This window comes from Rhodobacter flavimaris (assembly GCF_021378075.1).
Taxonomy (GTDB): Bacteria; Pseudomonadota; Alphaproteobacteria; order Rhodobacterales; family Rhodobacteraceae; genus Rhodobacter; species Rhodobacter flavimaris.
Genome location: NZ_JAJUOS010000018.1, coordinates 1 through 16,938, shown reverse-complemented (window position 1 = coordinate 16,938; position 16,938 = coordinate 1). Strand labels below are relative to the sequence as shown.

The 16,938-nt window shown below is 64.3% G+C and carries 13 protein-coding genes and 1 tRNA gene; 3 read left to right on the top strand and 11 right to left on the bottom strand.

Features of this window, described 5'->3' with window-relative positions; all coding sequences use genetic code 11:
- Window positions 1–24 precede the first annotated feature (24 nt).
- From acuI to LZA78_RS16670, 10 genes are all read right to left on the bottom strand, one after another.
- Window positions 25–1,017, bottom strand: coding sequence for an acrylyl-CoA reductase (NADPH) (acuI, locus tag LZA78_RS16715; protein ID WP_233678039.1), 993 nt, complete (start codon window positions 1,015–1,017; stop codon window positions 25–27).
- A gap of 24 nt (window positions 1,018–1,041) precedes the next feature.
- Window positions 1,042–1,674, bottom strand: a complete 633-nt coding sequence (gene acuR, locus LZA78_RS16710; RefSeq protein ID WP_233678038.1) for an acrylate utilization transcriptional regulator AcuR — start codon at window positions 1,672–1,674, stop codon at window positions 1,042–1,044.
- Window positions 1,675–1,748: 74 nt separating this feature from the next.
- Window positions 1,749–2,522, bottom strand: coding sequence for a hypothetical protein (locus LZA78_RS16705; protein ID WP_233678037.1), 774 nt, complete (start codon window positions 2,520–2,522; stop codon window positions 1,749–1,751).
- A complete protein-coding gene (locus LZA78_RS16700) occupies window positions 2,519–2,899 on the bottom strand; it encodes a hypothetical protein (RefSeq protein WP_233678036.1) in 381 nt (126 codons plus the stop codon). Before LZA78_RS16700 ends, LZA78_RS16705 begins: the two co-directional genes overlap by 4 nt.
- Before the next feature lie 25 nt (window positions 2,900–2,924).
- Complete coding sequence (locus LZA78_RS16695) at window positions 2,925–3,803, bottom strand: dynamin family protein (RefSeq protein ID WP_233678035.1); 879 nt, start codon at window positions 3,801–3,803, stop codon at window positions 2,925–2,927.
- Entirely contained in the window at window positions 3,800–5,890 is a 2,091-nt protein-coding gene (locus LZA78_RS16690; RefSeq protein ID WP_233678034.1) for a dynamin family protein, read from the bottom strand. The genes LZA78_RS16695 and LZA78_RS16690 overlap by 4 nt, the downstream gene beginning before the upstream one ends.
- A 148-nt stretch (window positions 5,891–6,038) precedes the next feature.
- Window positions 6,039–7,322 (bottom strand): P-loop NTPase family protein, encoded by a 1,284-nt coding sequence (locus LZA78_RS16685; RefSeq protein ID WP_233678033.1) that lies wholly within the window; start codon window positions 7,320–7,322, stop codon window positions 6,039–6,041.
- Window positions 7,323–7,327: 5 nt separating this feature from the next.
- Window positions 7,328–8,260: a PP2C family protein-serine/threonine phosphatase gene (locus LZA78_RS16680; RefSeq protein WP_233678032.1), complete on the bottom strand. Its 933-nt coding sequence runs from the start codon at window positions 8,258–8,260 to the stop codon at window positions 7,328–7,330.
- Window positions 8,250–9,449, bottom strand: a complete 1,200-nt coding sequence (locus LZA78_RS16675; protein WP_233678031.1) for an FHA domain-containing protein — start codon at window positions 9,447–9,449, stop codon at window positions 8,250–8,252. Before LZA78_RS16675 ends, LZA78_RS16680 begins: the two co-directional genes overlap by 11 nt.
- Before the next feature lie 24 nt (window positions 9,450–9,473).
- Window positions 9,474–10,796 carry a serine/threonine-protein kinase gene (locus LZA78_RS16670; RefSeq protein WP_233678030.1) on the bottom strand — a complete coding sequence of 441 codons (1,323 nt, stop codon included), beginning with the start codon at window positions 10,794–10,796 and terminating at the stop codon, window positions 9,474–9,476.
- A gap of 305 nt (window positions 10,797–11,101) precedes the next feature.
- Here LZA78_RS16670 and ppsA point away from each other — a divergent pair, with 305 nt between their 5' ends.
- On the top strand, window positions 11,102–13,492 hold the full coding sequence (ppsA, locus tag LZA78_RS16665; RefSeq protein ID WP_233678029.1) for a phosphoenolpyruvate synthase: 2,391 nt from the start codon (window positions 11,102–11,104) through the stop codon (window positions 13,490–13,492).
- Here ppsA and LZA78_RS16660 read toward each other — a convergent pair.
- Window positions 13,489–15,885: a sulfatase-like hydrolase/transferase gene (locus LZA78_RS16660; RefSeq protein WP_233678028.1), complete on the bottom strand. Its 2,397-nt coding sequence runs from the start codon at window positions 15,883–15,885 to the stop codon at window positions 13,489–13,491. The genes ppsA and LZA78_RS16660 overlap by 4 nt on opposite strands.
- 182 nt (window positions 15,886–16,067) lie before the next feature.
- On the opposite strand from LZA78_RS16660, the gene LZA78_RS16655 reads away from it, so the two are divergent.
- Both LZA78_RS16655 and LZA78_RS16650 read left to right on the top strand, forming a co-directional pair.
- A tRNA-Gly gene (locus tag LZA78_RS16655) sits at window positions 16,068–16,141 on the top strand.
- Between the two features lie 87 nt (window positions 16,142–16,228).
- A complete protein-coding gene (locus LZA78_RS16650) occupies window positions 16,229–16,849 on the top strand; it encodes a DUF6538 domain-containing protein (protein ID WP_233678027.1) in 621 nt (206 codons plus the stop codon).
- The last annotated feature ends 89 nt before the right edge of the window (window positions 16,850–16,938 follow it).

Below are 16,938 nucleotides of genomic sequence, written 5' to 3'. Positions count from 1 at the left end.
AATTCTCCTGTCTTGAAACGCTTGTCAGGCCAGATCGGGGGCGATCGGCACGACGACGCGGCCGCGCTGGCTGCCTGCGATCAGCTTTCCGGCGGTGGGGATGACGTCGTCAAAGGCGACCTCCTCGGTCAGGCCCGCGAGCTTGCCGGGGTCGAGGTCTTGTGCGAGGCGGCGCCATGCCTCCAGCCGCTCGGCGCGCGGACACATCACGCTGTCCACACCCAAAAGCGCCACGCCGCGCAGGATGAAGGGCGCGACGGTCGCGGGGAGGGACATCCCACCCGCCAGACCGCAGGCCGCGACCGCGCCACGATATTTCAGCGATGCGCAGACATTAGCCAGAACCTGTCCGCCCACGACATCGACTGCACCGGCCCAACGCTCGCGGGCCAGCGGGCGGCCGGGCTCCGAATAATCGCCGCGCGGGATCACCTCGGCCGCGCCAAGCTCTTGCAGATAGCCCGCCTCTTCTGGGCGGCCCGTCATCGCCACGACGCGATAGCCAAGCTTGGCCAGTAGCGCGACCGCCACGCTGCCCACGCCGCCCGCGGCACCGGTGACAAGAATATCGCCCTGATTGGGGGTGATGCCATATCGCTCAAGCGCCATGACGCAGAGCATCGCCGTATAACCCGCCGTGCCGATCGCCATCGCGTCGCGCGCGGTGAAGGGCGCTTGCAGCGGCACAAGCCAGTCGCCCTTCACGCGGGCTTTCTCGGCCAGACCGCCCCAATGGCCTTCGCCCACGCCCCAGCCATTCAGAACCACCCGGTCGCCCGGCTTGTAATCGGGGTGGGCCGATGCCTCGACCACGCCGGCAAAGTCGATTCCCGGCACCATCGGCCAGCTACGCACCACAGGCCCCTTGCCGGTGATCGCCAGCGCGTCCTTGTAGTTCAGCGTCGAGTAGGCGACGCGGACAGTCACATCCCCCTCGGGAAGCTGGCTTTCGTCAAGCTCGGCCACGCGGGCCTGGGTGCCGTTCTCGTTCTTCTCGAGCAGGATTGCGCGAAACATGGTTGTCCTCCCTTGGGTGATCGGTCAGCGCAGCATGGCCAGAAAGCCTGCTGCAAAAGTGTCAAGCGGTGTGGGCGAGAGTTCGAGCTTGGCACGCAACACCGCGCCCTCCCATCCGATCCAGAAGATTGCCGCCAGCTGATCGCAGTCGGCCTTGGGGCCGATCTCGCCCGCCGCCTGCGCTGCGCGCAGGCAGATCGCGGTGCGGGCCTGCCAGTCGAGCAGGACTTCCGTAAGCTGGGTGCGGAACGACGGGGGCAGGGTGCCCATCTCTTGTCCAAGGTTCCCCACAAGGCAGCCGCGCGTAAACCCGTGCCGCGCCATGCCCGCCTTGGCGTCCTCGATGAAGGCGCTCAGGCGCGCGAGGGGGGGCAGCGTTTCGTCAAGGAACCAGCGGTCGAGCTTCTCTGCGAAATACCCGGCATAGGCCGTAATCAGCGCGCGCCCGAAGGCTTCCTTGCTGTCGTAATAGGCGTAGAACGAGCCCTTTGGCACGCCGGCAAGACGCAGGATTTCGTCAATGCCAACCGCGGAAAAGCCCTTCTCGGTCAGCACCACAAGCCCCGCCCGGATCAGCGCATCATGCAGATGCGCCATCTCTTCGACCGATTTTCTGGGCCGGCCACGCGGGCGGGAAAGGGGGGCTGCGCTGCTCATGAATATTTATAGACTGATCGTCTAAAAAATTGCAACGCTTATTCAGGGGCTAAATGCGCCTTCGGTGCGATGGGTCAGGCGGGGTGTTGCCAGGCCGCGATCAGGGCCAGCCCCTCGGCGCGCGGCATGACGGCGGCAAGGCCATTTTCGGCAAGCGAGACGATCACGATGATCAGCTTGTCTGAGAGGGGGACGGCAATGCCCTCGGTGCGCATCGGGCGGATGCGGGGCGCCTTGCGCGGTTTGTAATGCATCGCGCGGTAGCGCGTGGCGATGTCGCGCAACGCAGGCACCCATTCCGGCGCGCCGGTGAGCCTATCCGAGCCATTGGCCCAGACCAATTGCGACAGGGCTTTCGCCTCGATCTGGCGGCAAAGCCGTTCGAACGGGATATGGCTCGGCTCGATCCCCAGAAGCTGTTCGAGCGTATGGACCGAACAGGCGGCTTCGGGATGCGAGGGCAGGGCGGTGCGGCGCGTCACCTGAAGCGAGAGATCCCCGGCGATGCGCGCAAGCTTGGTCAGGGTCTCGGCGAGAAGCTCGGCCATAGCCTGCGGATCGTCCGAGGGTGCGGTGTGACCGGGCGTGTCGATATCAATCAGGCGCCGGTTGGACACGGTCAGCCGCGCGAGCTGCTGCCCACCCGCAAGCAGGTCGAGGTGGCGCGGCAGGACGGTCTCGTCAATCTCGCGCAGCAGGAATTGCAGGCGCGCCTCGGGCGATTGCGGCAGCGACTGAAGTTCCATAGCCAACGCCTCGGGGTTGCTCGACAGGCGGTCGAGCAGGCGGCCCAACCGATCCTCGGTCGCCATGGCACTGCCCTGTGTCTTGCGTTTCGAGGCGCTCATTGCGGGCTCGCGAGCTTTTCAGCCGCCTCCCTGGTCAGTTCCAGCAGGGCATTCGCGTCGGTCTGCGGGGCGAACATTGCGCCCACAATGTCGTCAGGCGCCTCGGCGCTGCGTGCGAAAACGCGGGTCGCGCGGTCGGTGAATGCCATCACGGCCTGCCCGTACTCGGGCGCCGGGACGCCTTCTGGCAGCAGCGCGGGGTCGAGCAGTGCAAAACAGCCCGACGATTGCTCGGAAAGCTGGTCAAGAACCTCACGCGGGCAGGGCGACGGGGCGCTCCATTTCAGGATCAGGCCAGACGACAAATCACCAAACGTCGCGAGGCTGCAGCCGGGCGCGTCGCTGAGCAGCTGGTCGAGATGGTCCTGAATCTGCATCTCCGTCCTTCCTTGGGCAGGGTCCTTATGTTTCCAGTTTTAGATCAGGGGCGTCCTCAGGTCGAGGGCGCGCAGTTGTGGTCGTCTTGACGTGAACACGGCGGGGCACGATGGGCGTGGTGGCCGGAGCCTCGGCGCAGGGCGGTGCGGCCTCCATCGTCGGGGGCAGGGCGGGGCGCTCGGCCACCGGCTTGGCCGGGACTGGCTGCTGCAACGCGCTGCCAGACTCCATCAAGATCTCGACGAGGTGCTCGAGGAATTCAGCCGCGCCGCTCGCCTGCCAGGCGTCATAATTGTCGCCCGCCTCAAGCGCCTCAAGCAGCGAGACCGGGTAGATCTTGGTGAACAGCCCATCGACCTCGTTGCGCACGCGGTTCAGCACGCGGCCCTTGTCGCGCGGGTTGCGTAGCTTGTCGAACTGGGTGATAAGCAGCAGGTTCTTGCCGCGCGTGTAGGGCAGCATCCGGCCCCAGGTAGCCGCCTCCGATTGCCGCCAGGCCTGCGTCGCATGGGTGCACCAGATGACGTGATCGGCCTTTTCCATCACCGCGTCCCAGATGTCCGAGGGCATGTTCGGGTCCGAGATGCCGGGCATGTCGATCAGGTCGCACAGCTCAAGCGTGTCGGCCTCCATCGTCAGGTGGATCCAGCGCGTCTCATCCAGATTGACCGCGCCCAGATCGGCGGGGTCGATCTCGGTCCGGGTGCCGTCGCGATGCTCGGCGATGGCCGAGGGCGCGCCGTAGGAGATATGCACCGGCGGCAGGCGCGTCGCGGTCACGCGCATGGGCAGGGCCTCGCCCTCCAGCAGGATGTTCGACAGCGTGCTCTTGCCCGCGCTGAATTCGCCCATAAGCACAAGGCGCGGTTTTCGGCGTGCGCCGGTCTGGCTTGTGTCGGTCATATCGCTAGCGCCTCTTCGCTGCTGCGCGCCACATGGACCTGAAGAGTCTCGAGCAGGCTGTCGATCACTTCGCGGCGGTCGCGCTCTTCGCCGTTAAGAAGCAGGCTTTGCAGGTGCTCCTTGTTCCCACGGCTGCTGCCGATCTCGAACAGTAGGTCATGGCACTGATCGAGCAGCCCCTTCAGCACGGCCTCCATCTGGGCGTTGAAATCCTGTGGTGGGATGGTCTTGAATTGGGCCATGAAATCCGCGGTCTCGGCAGAGATCATCCCGTAGAAACGCGTGGCAAAGGCCTTGTAGCCGCGCGTCCGACGCCACCACGAAACCCACCAGCCATCGTTGAAATCCAGCACGATGGTCTGGGCCAGCATCACCGGCGCGGGCGGATCGGGCGCTTCGGGGATCGACAGCTGAATGCCCTCGATCGCATTGCCAAAGGACTTGTAAAGCAGTTCGGCAACGTCGATCACCGCGGCCTTGTAGCAGGTGTTCGCGGCGGTCTGCGCGCGCGAGCTATAGACCGAGTAGGCCGATTTGAGCAGCACGCGCAGGCCGGTCGGGTCGTATTCCCAAACGTCGTGATCGCCGTTGCGCTCCAGATGCTCGATCAGCGAATGGGTCGCGCGTTCGACGAAGTTCGCGTGCGCCCGGTCGGCGCGGTCGTGATAGGCGCCGGTCACGTTGGCCAGCTGGTCATGCAGGGCCTTCATGTGGGTGGCGACCAGCGCGTCGAACTCGCCCGTCACCTGGTTGAAGCTGACCGAGGTATCGGCGCTCGCGCCCTCGATCCGCACGATATTTGCGGCTTGCAGACCGCTGGCGATAGTGACGGCGGCGCTGGCGATCTTGCGCAGCTTCGGGTTGCCGAGGGTCGTGACGATCTGATCGGCAATTGCGCGGTTGAGCTTGGGCAGGCCCGACAGGTGCCAGACCATCTCGGCGGGCGACAGGTCCAGCTCGGAATCCACCAGCTCGCGCTGCGCCCAGTTCACCAGCGCGTCCGAGCTGGCCTTCGACATCTCGTCGAGGCTTTCGGACAGCACCTTGTTGGCCCAGTAGCCGCTGCCAAAGATGATCTCGGCGTCCTGCGGGCCGTTGTGACGCGCCAGCGTGTCGCGGATGCTCTGCTCGATCTCGGGCACCTGCTGCGCTGGGTCGCGCAGCTCGTCGATGCGGTTGACGAAGATCACCACGTCGCGCGAGTGCAGGTTCGAGATCAGCCGGATCAGGCCCATGTCGACCGAGGTCAGCGCCTGATGGGCCGAAAGGACCACGACGCAGATACGGCTTTCGCGCACGGCGTTGATGGTGACCTGCTCGCGCATCAGGAAGGTGTCGTTCACGCCGGGCGTGTCGCGCAGACACATCTGCATCGGCATGGTCTGGCAATGCAGATAGAGGTCGGCCGCGCGCGTGATATCGGCGAAGCGGCCCTGATGTTCCTCTTCCTCGGGCGCGTCTTCATCCAGGAAGTCGTCGCCCAAGCAGATGTAGCGTTCCAGCAGGTTCTTGTCGAAATAGCCGTATTCGTGTTCCTGCCCCAGCAGCAGTTCGAACTTCTTGCCCAGGCGGCGGCGGGATTTCTCGCGCAGCGCCTCGATCTGTTCGCGGATCTTGGCCAGTTCGCCCTCGGCATCGGCGCGCTGCGCCAGCTCACCCAGACGGCCGCCCTTGTTGAGCAGGCGATCCCACTCGTCTTCCTTCATCAGCTGGAAGCGGGCGCCCACCTCCTTGCGGTGCGTGCCGGGCATCAGGTGCAGCGAGGTGACGACCGAGGTCCAGGGGTTCACGTCGGCGGGCAGCAGGTCGGACCAGCCGGCAAGCGCGTTGACCAGCGTGGTCTTGCCCGCCTTGACCTGCCCGAGGAAGGTGATTGCGGGTTCGAACTCGGCCAGTTCGTGGCGCAAGCGCGCGACAGACCGAGCCGCGGCATCGCCCGCGACATGCTCAAGCGTTTCCAGCGTCGCCTCGACCTCTTTCACGCGCGCGGCGAAATCGGCCAGCGGCTCCAGCCCGGCATTCAGGCATTCGCGTGGCGCAATCGACGTGAGTCGGTCACCCGTTGTGATCTGCGGCACTATCGTCATGCCTCACCTGTCTTGGCGGTTTGCTGGGTCTTCGGAATGAACTTGAGCATGGCATTCATGAAAATACGTTTCTGACTTCTCCGCATTCTTGAATCGGAATGTGGTCAAAGCTTGACGCGGCTGTGTCAGGCGGCGGTATCGGCGCATTTCATCGCGCGCGGCGTTCGGACATCTCCTTTTTCATCTGCACCAGCACCGTCAGCGCATCCGCCGCCGCGTTTTCCGAGCGTTCGAGGCGCAGCAGCATCAGCATCTGCTCCCCCTCGATGGCATCCTCGCGGAAGGCCTCGATCTCTTCCGAACGGTCGTCGGAAGACGTCAGCAGCGTGACCAGTTCTTCCGCCGCCCGAGAGCACCGCTCAAGCACCACATCGCTCGCAGCAGTCGGGCCATTTGGCGTTTCGATCAGTTCCTCGGCGCAGCCTTGCAGCAGTTCCAGTGCGCGGTCGATGACGCGGGCGGGTTCGGGCTTCGGGTCGTGCTGCGTGGCGCGGCGGACCACATCGGCGATGTCGATGCGGGGCTTGGGCGGGGCGGCGACCGGCTCGGGGGCGGGCTGCGCCTTGGGCGGGGGCGCAACCTCGGCCTTCGGGGCCGCTTGCGGTTCGGGTTCCTCAAGCGAAACCTTGTAGCGGTCGAGCAGAATGTGGACGTGATCAAGGTCTGCCGTGCGCGCCGCGTCGATCTGTTGCTGGATGCCGTCGAACAGCGCCTTGCCGCCGCTGGCCGACCAGAGCTTGTCATTGGTCTGCTCGGCGGCCTCCCGCGCGGCAATCGCCTGACGCGTGGCCACGGGGTAGAGACGCAGGAACTCCTCGGCGACGACGGGTTGCAGCGCGGAAATCCGGCCGCCAAGCTCGCCGCGCATGTGAAGGCGGTCGGCCATGGTCAGCGCAAGGAAGCTGTGATCCTTGAGGTGGTCGGGCACTCCGGCCCAGGCGGCGCGCTCAAGGTCGTTGAACTGCTGCGTGCACCAGATCGCGATATCAGTGCGCTTGGCCATCCACTCCAGCAGGGCAGGCTGGTCAGGCCCTCCATCGCGCAGCGTCAATTCCAGAAAGCGGCGTTTGCGCAGCCGCTCGTCGGGCAGCTCCTGCCGGATGCGGAAGGTGCCAGCGGGGATATGGGCGGGATCGACCAGCCCATCCTTGGCGCGCACGCTTCCATCGGGCAGCTCGAACAGCGCGCGCGCGGATGGGCCATACCACAGCTCGACCGCCGCGATCTGGCCAAGGTCGGGCATTAACTGCTCACCCAGAAGCATGTTCACGAGGCTCGACTTTCCCGATCCGGGATGGCCGATCACGGTGATCCGGGTCGGGCTGCTCAGATGGGTCAGCAGGCGCTGGCCGATCGACTGCCCTTCGGGCGGAAGGGCGCCCCGCTCCAGCGCTTGCTGGAGGCGGGTTGCGATTTGTTCGAACGGTGCCATGGCGTTCAGCCTTCGTAAGCCGCCGTTGCGCTGAAGGCGACCCGCTTCTCGGGGCGATGCACCCGAAGCAGGACGGTCTTGCGCAGGGTCGACCAGCGCGAGGTGCGATGGTCGGGCGGCGGGTTGCGCGGCGGCATGGCCGCCTTTGCCTGCTTGCTGATCTTCAGCACGCAGATCGAGACATTGTCCTGATCGGGATCGTTCAGATCGCCGATCTCCTGCATCAGGCGCGCGTTGATCTCGGCGCTGGGCAGGTCGCGATGCTCATGCACAAGCTTGGCGATATGCGCCTCATCAAGGAACTGCAGCCCGTCGCTTGCCGCAATGACGATATCGCCGTCCTGTAGCTCGACCGGGATGTCGCGGCAGTCGACCTCGGGGATGCTCTCGCCGATCAGCACCGAGGTCAGGCAGAACCGGTCGGGGTTCTGATCGGCCTCAAGCTGCGTCAGCTCGCCCGTGGCCACCATCATTTCCATCTGGCGCGCCATCGAGTGTTCCTGGTTTAGGCGGAACATGCGGTTGCCGCGCAGCAGATAGAGCGGCGAGTCGCCCACCGAGATCCAATAGAGGCGGTTCTTGAAGATGATCGGCGCGACCACCGTGGCCCCCATGCCATAGAGATCGGGGCGCATGGTCGTGTAGCGGGCGACCAGATCATTGGCGCGTTCCAGCGCATTTCGCAGGATCGGGCCGATGTTGCTTTCGAGGTTCGTCGGATCGGTCGAATGTGCGCGCAGATGGTCGCACAATTCGGCCACGACGATCTGGCTGGCAAGCTCGCCTGCCGCGTAGCCGCCCATGCCGTCGGCGAGGACTATGAACCCGTGCCCCGAGCCATCGGGGAAGTTCGTCGCGACCGTATCTTCCTGCTGGTCGCGCTGTCCCAGTGCCAGCGCAGTGGCGGCGTCATAATGAAACTCGAACTCATCCAGCATGTTTCACATCTTTTTGCGAGGCTGCATCCCAGGAGAAATCCTCTCCGCACAGTGCGACAAAGCGCAGGGTGGTCTCGCCCAGCCGGACCTGATCGCCCGAGCGGATCTGCTCGGTGCTCAGCAGCGGCTTGTTGTTGAGGCGCACAAGGTTCGCCTTGCCGCTTTGGCCGATAAAGAAGGCGTTCGCTTCGGAATCGTATGCCACTGCGGCGTGGTTCTCACGCGAGATTGCACTGTCGCCGAAGTTCAGCGCGATCGCCTGATCTTCGCCGCGGCCGATCTTGGCGACGCCATCGTAAAGCGGGAAGGAGGCGCCGCGGCCGGGGCCCGACACGACGACCATCCAGCCCACGGGGAAGCTGGTATCGACCGGGGCGGCCGCTTTCTCGAAGGGGCTCGCGGGGGCAAGGCCGCCGGGGTTGAAGCCGAGAAGGCGAGTCTTGACGCGGCCCGAACGGCCAGAGCCGCGACCCGCCGAAGGGGTCGGAACCTCAAGGCCAGCATCGGCTGCAGGCTCCGCGCTTGCGACATTGATGAAGGGCAGGCCGCTGAGGTCGAGTGAGTCATCGGCCTGAGCAACGGGCGCGGGTTTGGACAGGTCCAGCGCGGCGATTGCCTGCGCGGTCTCGTCCACCGGTTCTGCGGGGACGATGAAGGGTTCTTCGGCCTCGGCCGCGTAATTCTCGTCACGCAGGCTGGTCCAGAGCTTGCGGCGCTCGAACGGCTCGACGGCGTCTTCCTCCGGCATCTCGGCCTCGACCATTCCCTCGGCCTCATCCAGTGCTTCCTCAAAGGGCTCCTCCTCGGAGAAGGCCTCGAACTCGGCCTCGTCGCTCATCGCCTCGTCTTCAGTAGCGTCGAACTCGGGGGAGGGCAGTTCGTAGCCGTCTTCATCCTCGGCGAAGGCGGCATCTTCGAGATCCTGCTCGAAGTCCTCATCGATCTCATCGTCCAGCACGGCATCGTCGGCGAGTGCCTCTTCGCTGTCAAAGCCCTCGTCAAGCGCGGCGACATCCTGTGCGACCTCATCCTGCGGCGTCAGCGCCAGCACATCGGGGGCTTCGGCTGGAAGGATCTCGACCGGCTCGGGCACAACCGAGGTTTCCTCGTCCCAGACGGTCGGCGGAATGGAAACATCCGACTGCTTGGCGCTACGCTTTTCAGAAATCAGATCGCGAATAAATTTCATAACAGGGGCTCCGTGTTTTCGGAATCAGGCCGCGCGCGAGGCGGGGTTGCGGGCGAGACAGCGCATAAGCAGGCCGACGATGACCGATTTTCCTTCATAGCCGGCCCGGCCTTTACCGCGCGCGGCGCTGTCGTGGTGTCTGTCGTGCATGTTGCCCCAGTGCTCATCGGCCCGCAGGTCGTCGTTTTGTTCGTCATGCCAGGCCGAGAGGTCGTCGATCGGGTTCCCGAGAATATCGACCCACTGCTTGCTGGGCAGATCCGACGCGTCTTCGTACTCCACCTCCTGGCGTGCCTCCGGCGCGGGGGCGGCCATCTGCCTGGCCGCCTTCGAAGGCAGCGTCATGTTGGTTTCTTGCACCAGCATCGACACGGCGGCATCCAGCTTGGTGTCGAACACGACCGGCTTGGGGCGCGCAGGGCGCACCTTGGGCGTTTCTTCCAGCGCTTTGACCCATTGCTTGGTGTTGAGGAAGCGGTTCTCGCGAAGCACCTCAAGCGAGCGGTCGATGGTGGCCAGCAGGTTGTAGCCGATATCCCAGTCGCCATCCGCAAGCGGCACATAGGGGTCGGTCATGCCCGAGGACACAGCCGAAAGGCGTTGCTGGCAGTTGGGCGGAACGATCCCGGTGATCAGGTGATAGAAGGTGGCGCCGAGCGAATAAAGATCGCTCGAGAAGTCGTGCATGTTGCTGGCGAGATAGAACTCGTGCGGCGAATAGCCGTCCTTCACCGCGACCAGCGTCGTCACCATCGGGGCGCCGCCGGTCGGCTGGTGTTCACGTGCGGCGCCGAAGTCGATCAGGGTGATCTGGTCCTGATCATTGACGCGGATGTTGTCTGGGGCGATGTCGCGGTGCAAAAGCCCGTGCGAGTGGATGTACTGCACTGCCTCCAGCGTCTGCATCAGCGCCGATTCCAGGAAACGGGGCGACAGACGCTCGGGGTTTTCTTCAAGCACGGTGATCAGGTCGGTGCCCTCGACGTAATCAAGGGCCATATAGGCGCTGTTGTTCTCCTCGAAGACCTGGTGGATGGCGACGATATGGGGATGGCGCAGCTTGGCCATCCGGCGCGCCTCGCGCAGGAACTGACGCTTGAGCGACTGGAACTGCTTGTCGGCCTGCTCGGAATTGGCGTGAACCTCGTTGCCTTCGCGTTTGCAGTAGCCCGCGGGGAAGCATTCCTTGATGACGACCTGCCGATCAAGACTGTCGCGCGCGACATAGGTGATCCCGAACCCGCCCTGCTGGAGGTGGTTCAACAGCTGATACTGCCCGTTCAACAGCTGAGTGCCGACGGGCAACTCAACGTGGGTTTCGCTCGGGACTGCAACCATCTGGTTCATCATTTTTACCGGTCAGGGTTCGAGAGAGGGTGGGTGGTACACACAACAAGCGAAATAGATACGATTCCATCGTCCTCCCGAATTGTGATCAGATCATGGCAAGGCTGGGACCAGCAGATGGCGGTGTGCCGATTTTCCCTTGCGCACGTAGCGGCTGATCGCCGCCGTGATGCGGTGCGCGTTAATGTCCCGCCGCAGATTGGCGAAAATGGCTTTGTCTTGCGCGCGGGTGGGTGCAGGATTGCCCCGGAGGGTGCGCAGACCGGCCCCAAAGGGCTGATCCGCCGCATCGGGAGGAGGAAGCCATGGTGGAAAAATCACGTTATCTGGCGTGGTTCGAAGAGATCACGCGCGCCGATGTCGGCGTTGTCGGCGGCAAGAATGCCTCGCTGGGGGAGATGGTGCGCGCGATGGACGCGCAGGGCATCAAGGTGCCGCCCGGCTTTGCCACAACGGCGGATGCCTATCGCAGCTACCTGAGTGAAAACGGGCTCGACGAGGGGCTTGGCGCGCGGCTCGCGGAATTGGCCGACGGGCGGTCAAGCCTGCAGCAAACCGGCGCCAGTATTCGCGCGGCGATTGTGGGCGGCACATGGCCCGAGGCGATCCGAGACGAGATCGTGGCGGCCTATCGGGCGCTCGGCGCGCGCGTCGGGCGCGCCGATCCGGCGGTGGCCGTGCGCTCCAGCGCGACCGCCGAAGATCTGCCGGATGCCAGTTTCGCAGGCCAGCAGGAAACCTTCCTGAACGTGCGCGGAGAGGCCGCGCTGCTGGCCGCGTGCCGCAAATGCTATGCCTCGCTGTTTACCGACCGCGCGATTTCCTACCGCCAGCTCAAGGGGTTCGAACATCAGAAGGTCGCGCTTTCCATCGGCATCCAGCTGATGGTGCGCTCGGATATCGGCGGCTCGGGCGTCATGTTCAGCATCGACACCGAGTCGGGCTTCGACAAGGTCGTGCTGATCAACGCGGCCTGGGGGTTGGGGGAAAACGTGGTGCAGGGCACGGTCAACCCCGATGAATACCAGGTCTACAAACCGTTCCTCGACAACCCGGCCCTGTGCCCGATCCTTGAAAAATCGCTGGGCGAGAAAGAGCGCAAGCTGATCTATGCCGCCGAGGCCGGTGGCTCGACCCGCAACGTGCCCACTTCGAAGGCCGAGCGCGAGGCTTTCGTGCTGAGTGATGCCGAGATCCTGAGCCTCGCGCGGCAGGCCTGCGCGATCGAGCGCCATTACGGCCAGCCGATGGACATGGAATGGGCCCGCGACGGCGAGAGCGGCGAACTTTATATCGTTCAGGCCCGTCCCGAAACCGTGCAGTCGCGCGCCGATGTGGGGGCGCTGCGCTCCTACAAGATCAAGGACAAGGGCGCGAAGTTGCTGACTGGCCTGAGCGTAGGCGATGCGATTGCTGCGGGCGAGGTCTGTATGATCGAGAGCGCCGCCGACATCGACTGCTTCGTCGATGGCGCGGTGCTGGTGACCTCGACGACCGACCCCGACTGGGTGCCGGTGATGAAACGCGCTCGAGCCATCATCACCGATCACGGCGGGCGCACCAGCCACGCCGCCATCGTCAGCCGCGAGCTTGGGCTGCCCGCCATTGTCGGCACCGGCAATGCCACCCATCTGCTGCATGACGGGCAAGAGGTCACCGTCTCCTGCGCCGAGGGCGATCATGGCTTCGTCTATGCCGGGATCGCGGATTACGAGGTCGAGGAGCTGCATCTGGATGCCGTGCCAAAGACCCGCACCGAGGTGATGCTGAACCTTGCCAACCCGGCGGCGGCGGCGCGCTGGTGGCGGTTGCCGGCCGATGGTGTGGGCTTGGCCCGGATGGAGTTCGTGATCTCGAACGTCGTCAAGGTGCACCCGCTGGCGCTGACGCGCTTCGATAAGCTGACCGACCCCGAGGCACGCGATCAGATCGCCCGGATGACGCGGGGCTATGCCGACAAGGCGGATTACTTCGTGGACAAGCTGGCGATGGGGCTCTCGCGCATTGCGGCGACCTGGTATCCGCACCCGGCCATCGTGCGGATGAGCGACTTCAAGACCAATGAATATGCCGACCTTCTGGGCGGGAGCCAGTTCGAACCCGCCGAGGAAAACCCGATGATCGGCTTTCGCGGCGCCTCGCGCTACTACTCGGACGCCTACCGAGACGGGTTCGCGCTGGAATGCCGCGCGATCAAGCGGCTGCGCGAGGAGATGGGTTTTGACAATGTCGTCGTGATGATCCCCTTCTGCCGGTCGCCCGAAGAGGCCGACCGGGTGCTGGAGGTCATGGCCAACAATGGGTTGACGCGCGGCGAGGCCAGATTGCAGGTCTATGTGATGTGCGAGATCCCCTCGAACGTGATCCTGGCCGATGAATTCGCCAAGCGTTTCGACGGGTTCTCGATCGGGTCGAACGACCTGACGCAGCTGACCTTGGGGGTGGACCGCGACTCTGCCCAGCTGGCGGGCCTGTTCCGCGAGCGCGACCCGGCGGTGCTGTGGATGATCGAGACGGTGATCGCACGCGCCCGCGCTAACAAGCGGCATATTGGTCTCTGCGGTCAGGCGCCCAGCAACGATCCCGATTTCGCGCGGCTGCTGGTGAAGGCGGGGATCCATGCGGTCTCGGTCACGCCCGACAGCTTCCTTGCGGTCAAGCAGCACGTCGCGGCGGCCGAGGGGGAGGGCAGCTAGGGCTGCGCAAGTCCCGCGCTGAGGCAAGCCTTGTCGAGTGCGAGTTCGACCCGCAACTCTCCGCTGCGCGACATGCGGAAATACTCGCCCGCGTTCTTGCCCGCGCCCTCGGTCAGCAGGGTGAAGCTGTTGAAATAATAGCTGCGCCCGGCGAACTGGACCGAGCGGACCAGCAGGTCCGTGTCGCCGGTCTTCCCGTCGCCAGCCCATTCGTCATTGAGGAAATAGACCCCGATCTGGTGTGGGCAGGGCGGCGCGGTCACCGGCAGGCGGAAGGTCATCAGGGCGCGGTCGATCTCATCCTGCCGGGCTTCGCGTTCCGCGTTGCTTGGGGCGTCGGTCACCTTGATCACGGCGACATGCTCTCCATCAAGCGTGATCCAGGCGCGCGGGGCGCTTTGATACCGGGTGCCGCTGACCTCAAGGATGATCTCATCGGCGCGGGAGGGCGCAAGGGGCGCCACTGCGCCTGCCGACAAAAGCCGGTCGGTGAAGGCATTCTGCGCCGCGATTGCATCGCCCAGCTTGTCGCGCGCAGCGGCGGCGATAGCCGGGTTATCCGGGGCGAGGTTGTGCTGCTCGTCCGGGTCGGCGCGCAGGTCGTATAGCTGCGCTTCCCCGGTGTTGCCGTTGTAGATGTATTTGCGGTCGCCCTCGCGGTAGCCGACCTGAAACCCGTTCCACGGCGCGTAGAAAAACACCCCGTCCTGCCGGTCCTCTGCGAATACCGAGCGGCCCTGCCAGCTTGGCGGGGCCGTCACGCCAAGCAGATCGGTGATCGTCGGTGCCACATCCATCATGCCCACCAACAAATCGCTGCGCTGCCCCGAGAATAGTTGCGGGTTGATCAGTGCGAGGGGGACGTGGATGTTTTCCTCATGCACCGCGGCGGCGTGGACATAGGTGCCGTGCTCGCCAAAGGCCTCGCCGTGATCGCCCAGAACGACGACCAGCGTCTGCGCGCTCAGCCCCGAGCGGTCGAGATATTCCATCAGCGCACCGAAGGCCTGATCGCCCACGCGCAGCGCATTGAGATAGTCGTTATGCGTCTTGTCCACGACATAAGTCTGCGGCTCGGCGCCGGGGAAATAGGGGTAATGCGTCATCCCGGTGCGCATCGCCAGAAAGAAGGGCTGGTCGGGCTCCTGCGCGATCCAGCGTACGACCTCGTTGACCGTGCACAGGTCGTTCGAGGTTGTCAGGAAGCGGTCGGTGACGCTTTCGACATCATAGACGCCAAGTGGACACTCCCAATCGCGATAGTCGCGCACCGTGCCGAACCCTTCGCTTTTAAGGAATAGCTCGGCGTCCTGGAAGCGATTGTCCGAGGATTCAAAGTAACCGGTTCGCAACCCGGCTGCATCGAGCACCTCGGCCAGTGTGAACAGATCGAGGTCGGGATGGCTGGCGGTCATCAGGTCAGTGGAGAGTTCAGGGATCACGGACCCGAAGGCGGAAACGAGATAGTAGTTCGATGCTGGCACATGGGCGTAGGCCCGGTCGAAGGCCAGCGCCCAATCCAACCGTGCTGCAATGTTTGGCGTTACCGGGAACTCGCCCTCCCATCCCTGCGTTTGCCGTGCCGGCACGGACTCCATCGCGAAAAGGATGACATTGCGCAGCGGCGTTTGCGGGATCGCGGGTCGAAGAAGGGGCGTGGCCGGGCCGAATGGCAACTGAGCGGGGGATGGGCCCTCGCTCAGGCTTTCAAGCCCGCTTAGCCCGCTGTCGCCGGAGAGAGACATTAGGAAGGCGATGACGGGGTTGACGAGGCGGGCGCGGGAGGTCGGGGGCGGGCCGTCGCTTAGCGCGAGCCCGATGATCGTGATACCGCCGTAGAGACCAAGGATTGCGGCCGCGAACGGGCGCTTGGTCGGACGCCGGGCCATTGCCTTCGCGCCGCCAATAAGGACAGCCAGCGAAAGCAGGGCCAGCGAGATCTCGGGCAGTCCCAGGATCCGGCGGAACGCATCGGTAATTGTGCCGGCCTTCTCGAGATCCGAGAAGGCAAGCCAGTCCGCCGTGATGGGCGATCCGAGCATCCTGAGCGCGACGATATTTCCCAGCCCCCAGCACATCAGGGTCAGGGCAAGCAGGGAATACAGGCTGATCACAAGGTTCGGTCGGCGCCATCGGGGTAGGGATCGAAGCACCGATAAGGCTGCAAGTGTCAGTAGAAGCGTCAGCCCCAGATCCTGCCACAGACCGCGCGCCAGCATCTCGAGCGCCTCGATGGGCCGCGCGTTTATCATGGGCGCGGCCAGGATCAATGCGCGCGCGCCAATCAGGATCAAGCCCAGAAAGACACCGCACCACAACACAAAAGCGCGTCCAAGCGACGGCTTGGACATTTGGCCGAGGCTGCGTGCTGGCTGTTTGATCTGAGACGCCATCGCTCTCTCCGTCCCCCTTTCCGTTAACCTATCGGGATCGTCGCGGGTCTCGCAATGGCTGGGCGCGGATAGCGGGTGTGGTCAATTGCCGTGCCAACGGCAGGCATGGCGCAGGAAAAATGCGCCGCTCGGGGCGCAGTCCACTTGCAGCCCCCTGCGTGGGGCGATATCAGAGGGGCGTCGCGGGCGTTGTGTAATGGTAAGACCTTAGCCTTCCAAGCTAATGACGCGGGTTCGATTCCCGCCGCCCGCTCCATTTGACCCCTTTGGTGGTCAATTTTCTCAATAACTTCCGTGACATGCGTCTCATCCCGGTGCACATATAGGCACACTCGGGGCACACATGGGTCTAGTTTTGAAGCACGTTGAGCGCACTAAGTCAGGCAGCTTTCAGTATCGCCGGAGAGTTCCTAAAGAGGTCTCGGGAATCATTCACAAGCGCGAGTTCAAGCGGAAGTTGGGCGCGTCTGAGCGGGAAGCCATCGCCGCCTATCCCCGGTATCATGCTGAGGTCGAGCGCGAGATTGCGACCGCGAAACGTAGGCTGGCCTCGGCGCAGGGCGCTTCGCGGCCCAATGCCTCAGATCGCGAAGCCTATGCCGAGGCGCTGCGTCGCAGGGCCGATTTGATTGCCGCCGGGGTGACCGACGATGGGCTGGCTCTGGCCGCTGACAGCCTCGCATATAGCTTCCCGCAGGACGAATATGAGCCGCAGGGTGTTCCAGCCGTGGATCGCCACACGATTAATCTCATGCGGCTAGGGCCTGACCGCTACAAAGCGCCGGAACCCACTTTGGGGGATGCCTTAAGGCTCTATCGCAAAGAGCACTTGCGAGAAGATGACCCCGCGACTGACAGCCGTTCGGTCGCGCTTACGAACAGGGTAATCGCCGCCACCATTGAAGCACTGGGGCGCGACCCTGTCCTAGGCTCCAGACCCATTGATTTCAGTCATTTGGCGTGATTCAGGCTCCGCAAGGAGACCTGATCGATGAGCAATCTTTACTGGCTAACGGACGCCCAAATGGAGCGCCTGAAGCCGTTCTTTCCCAA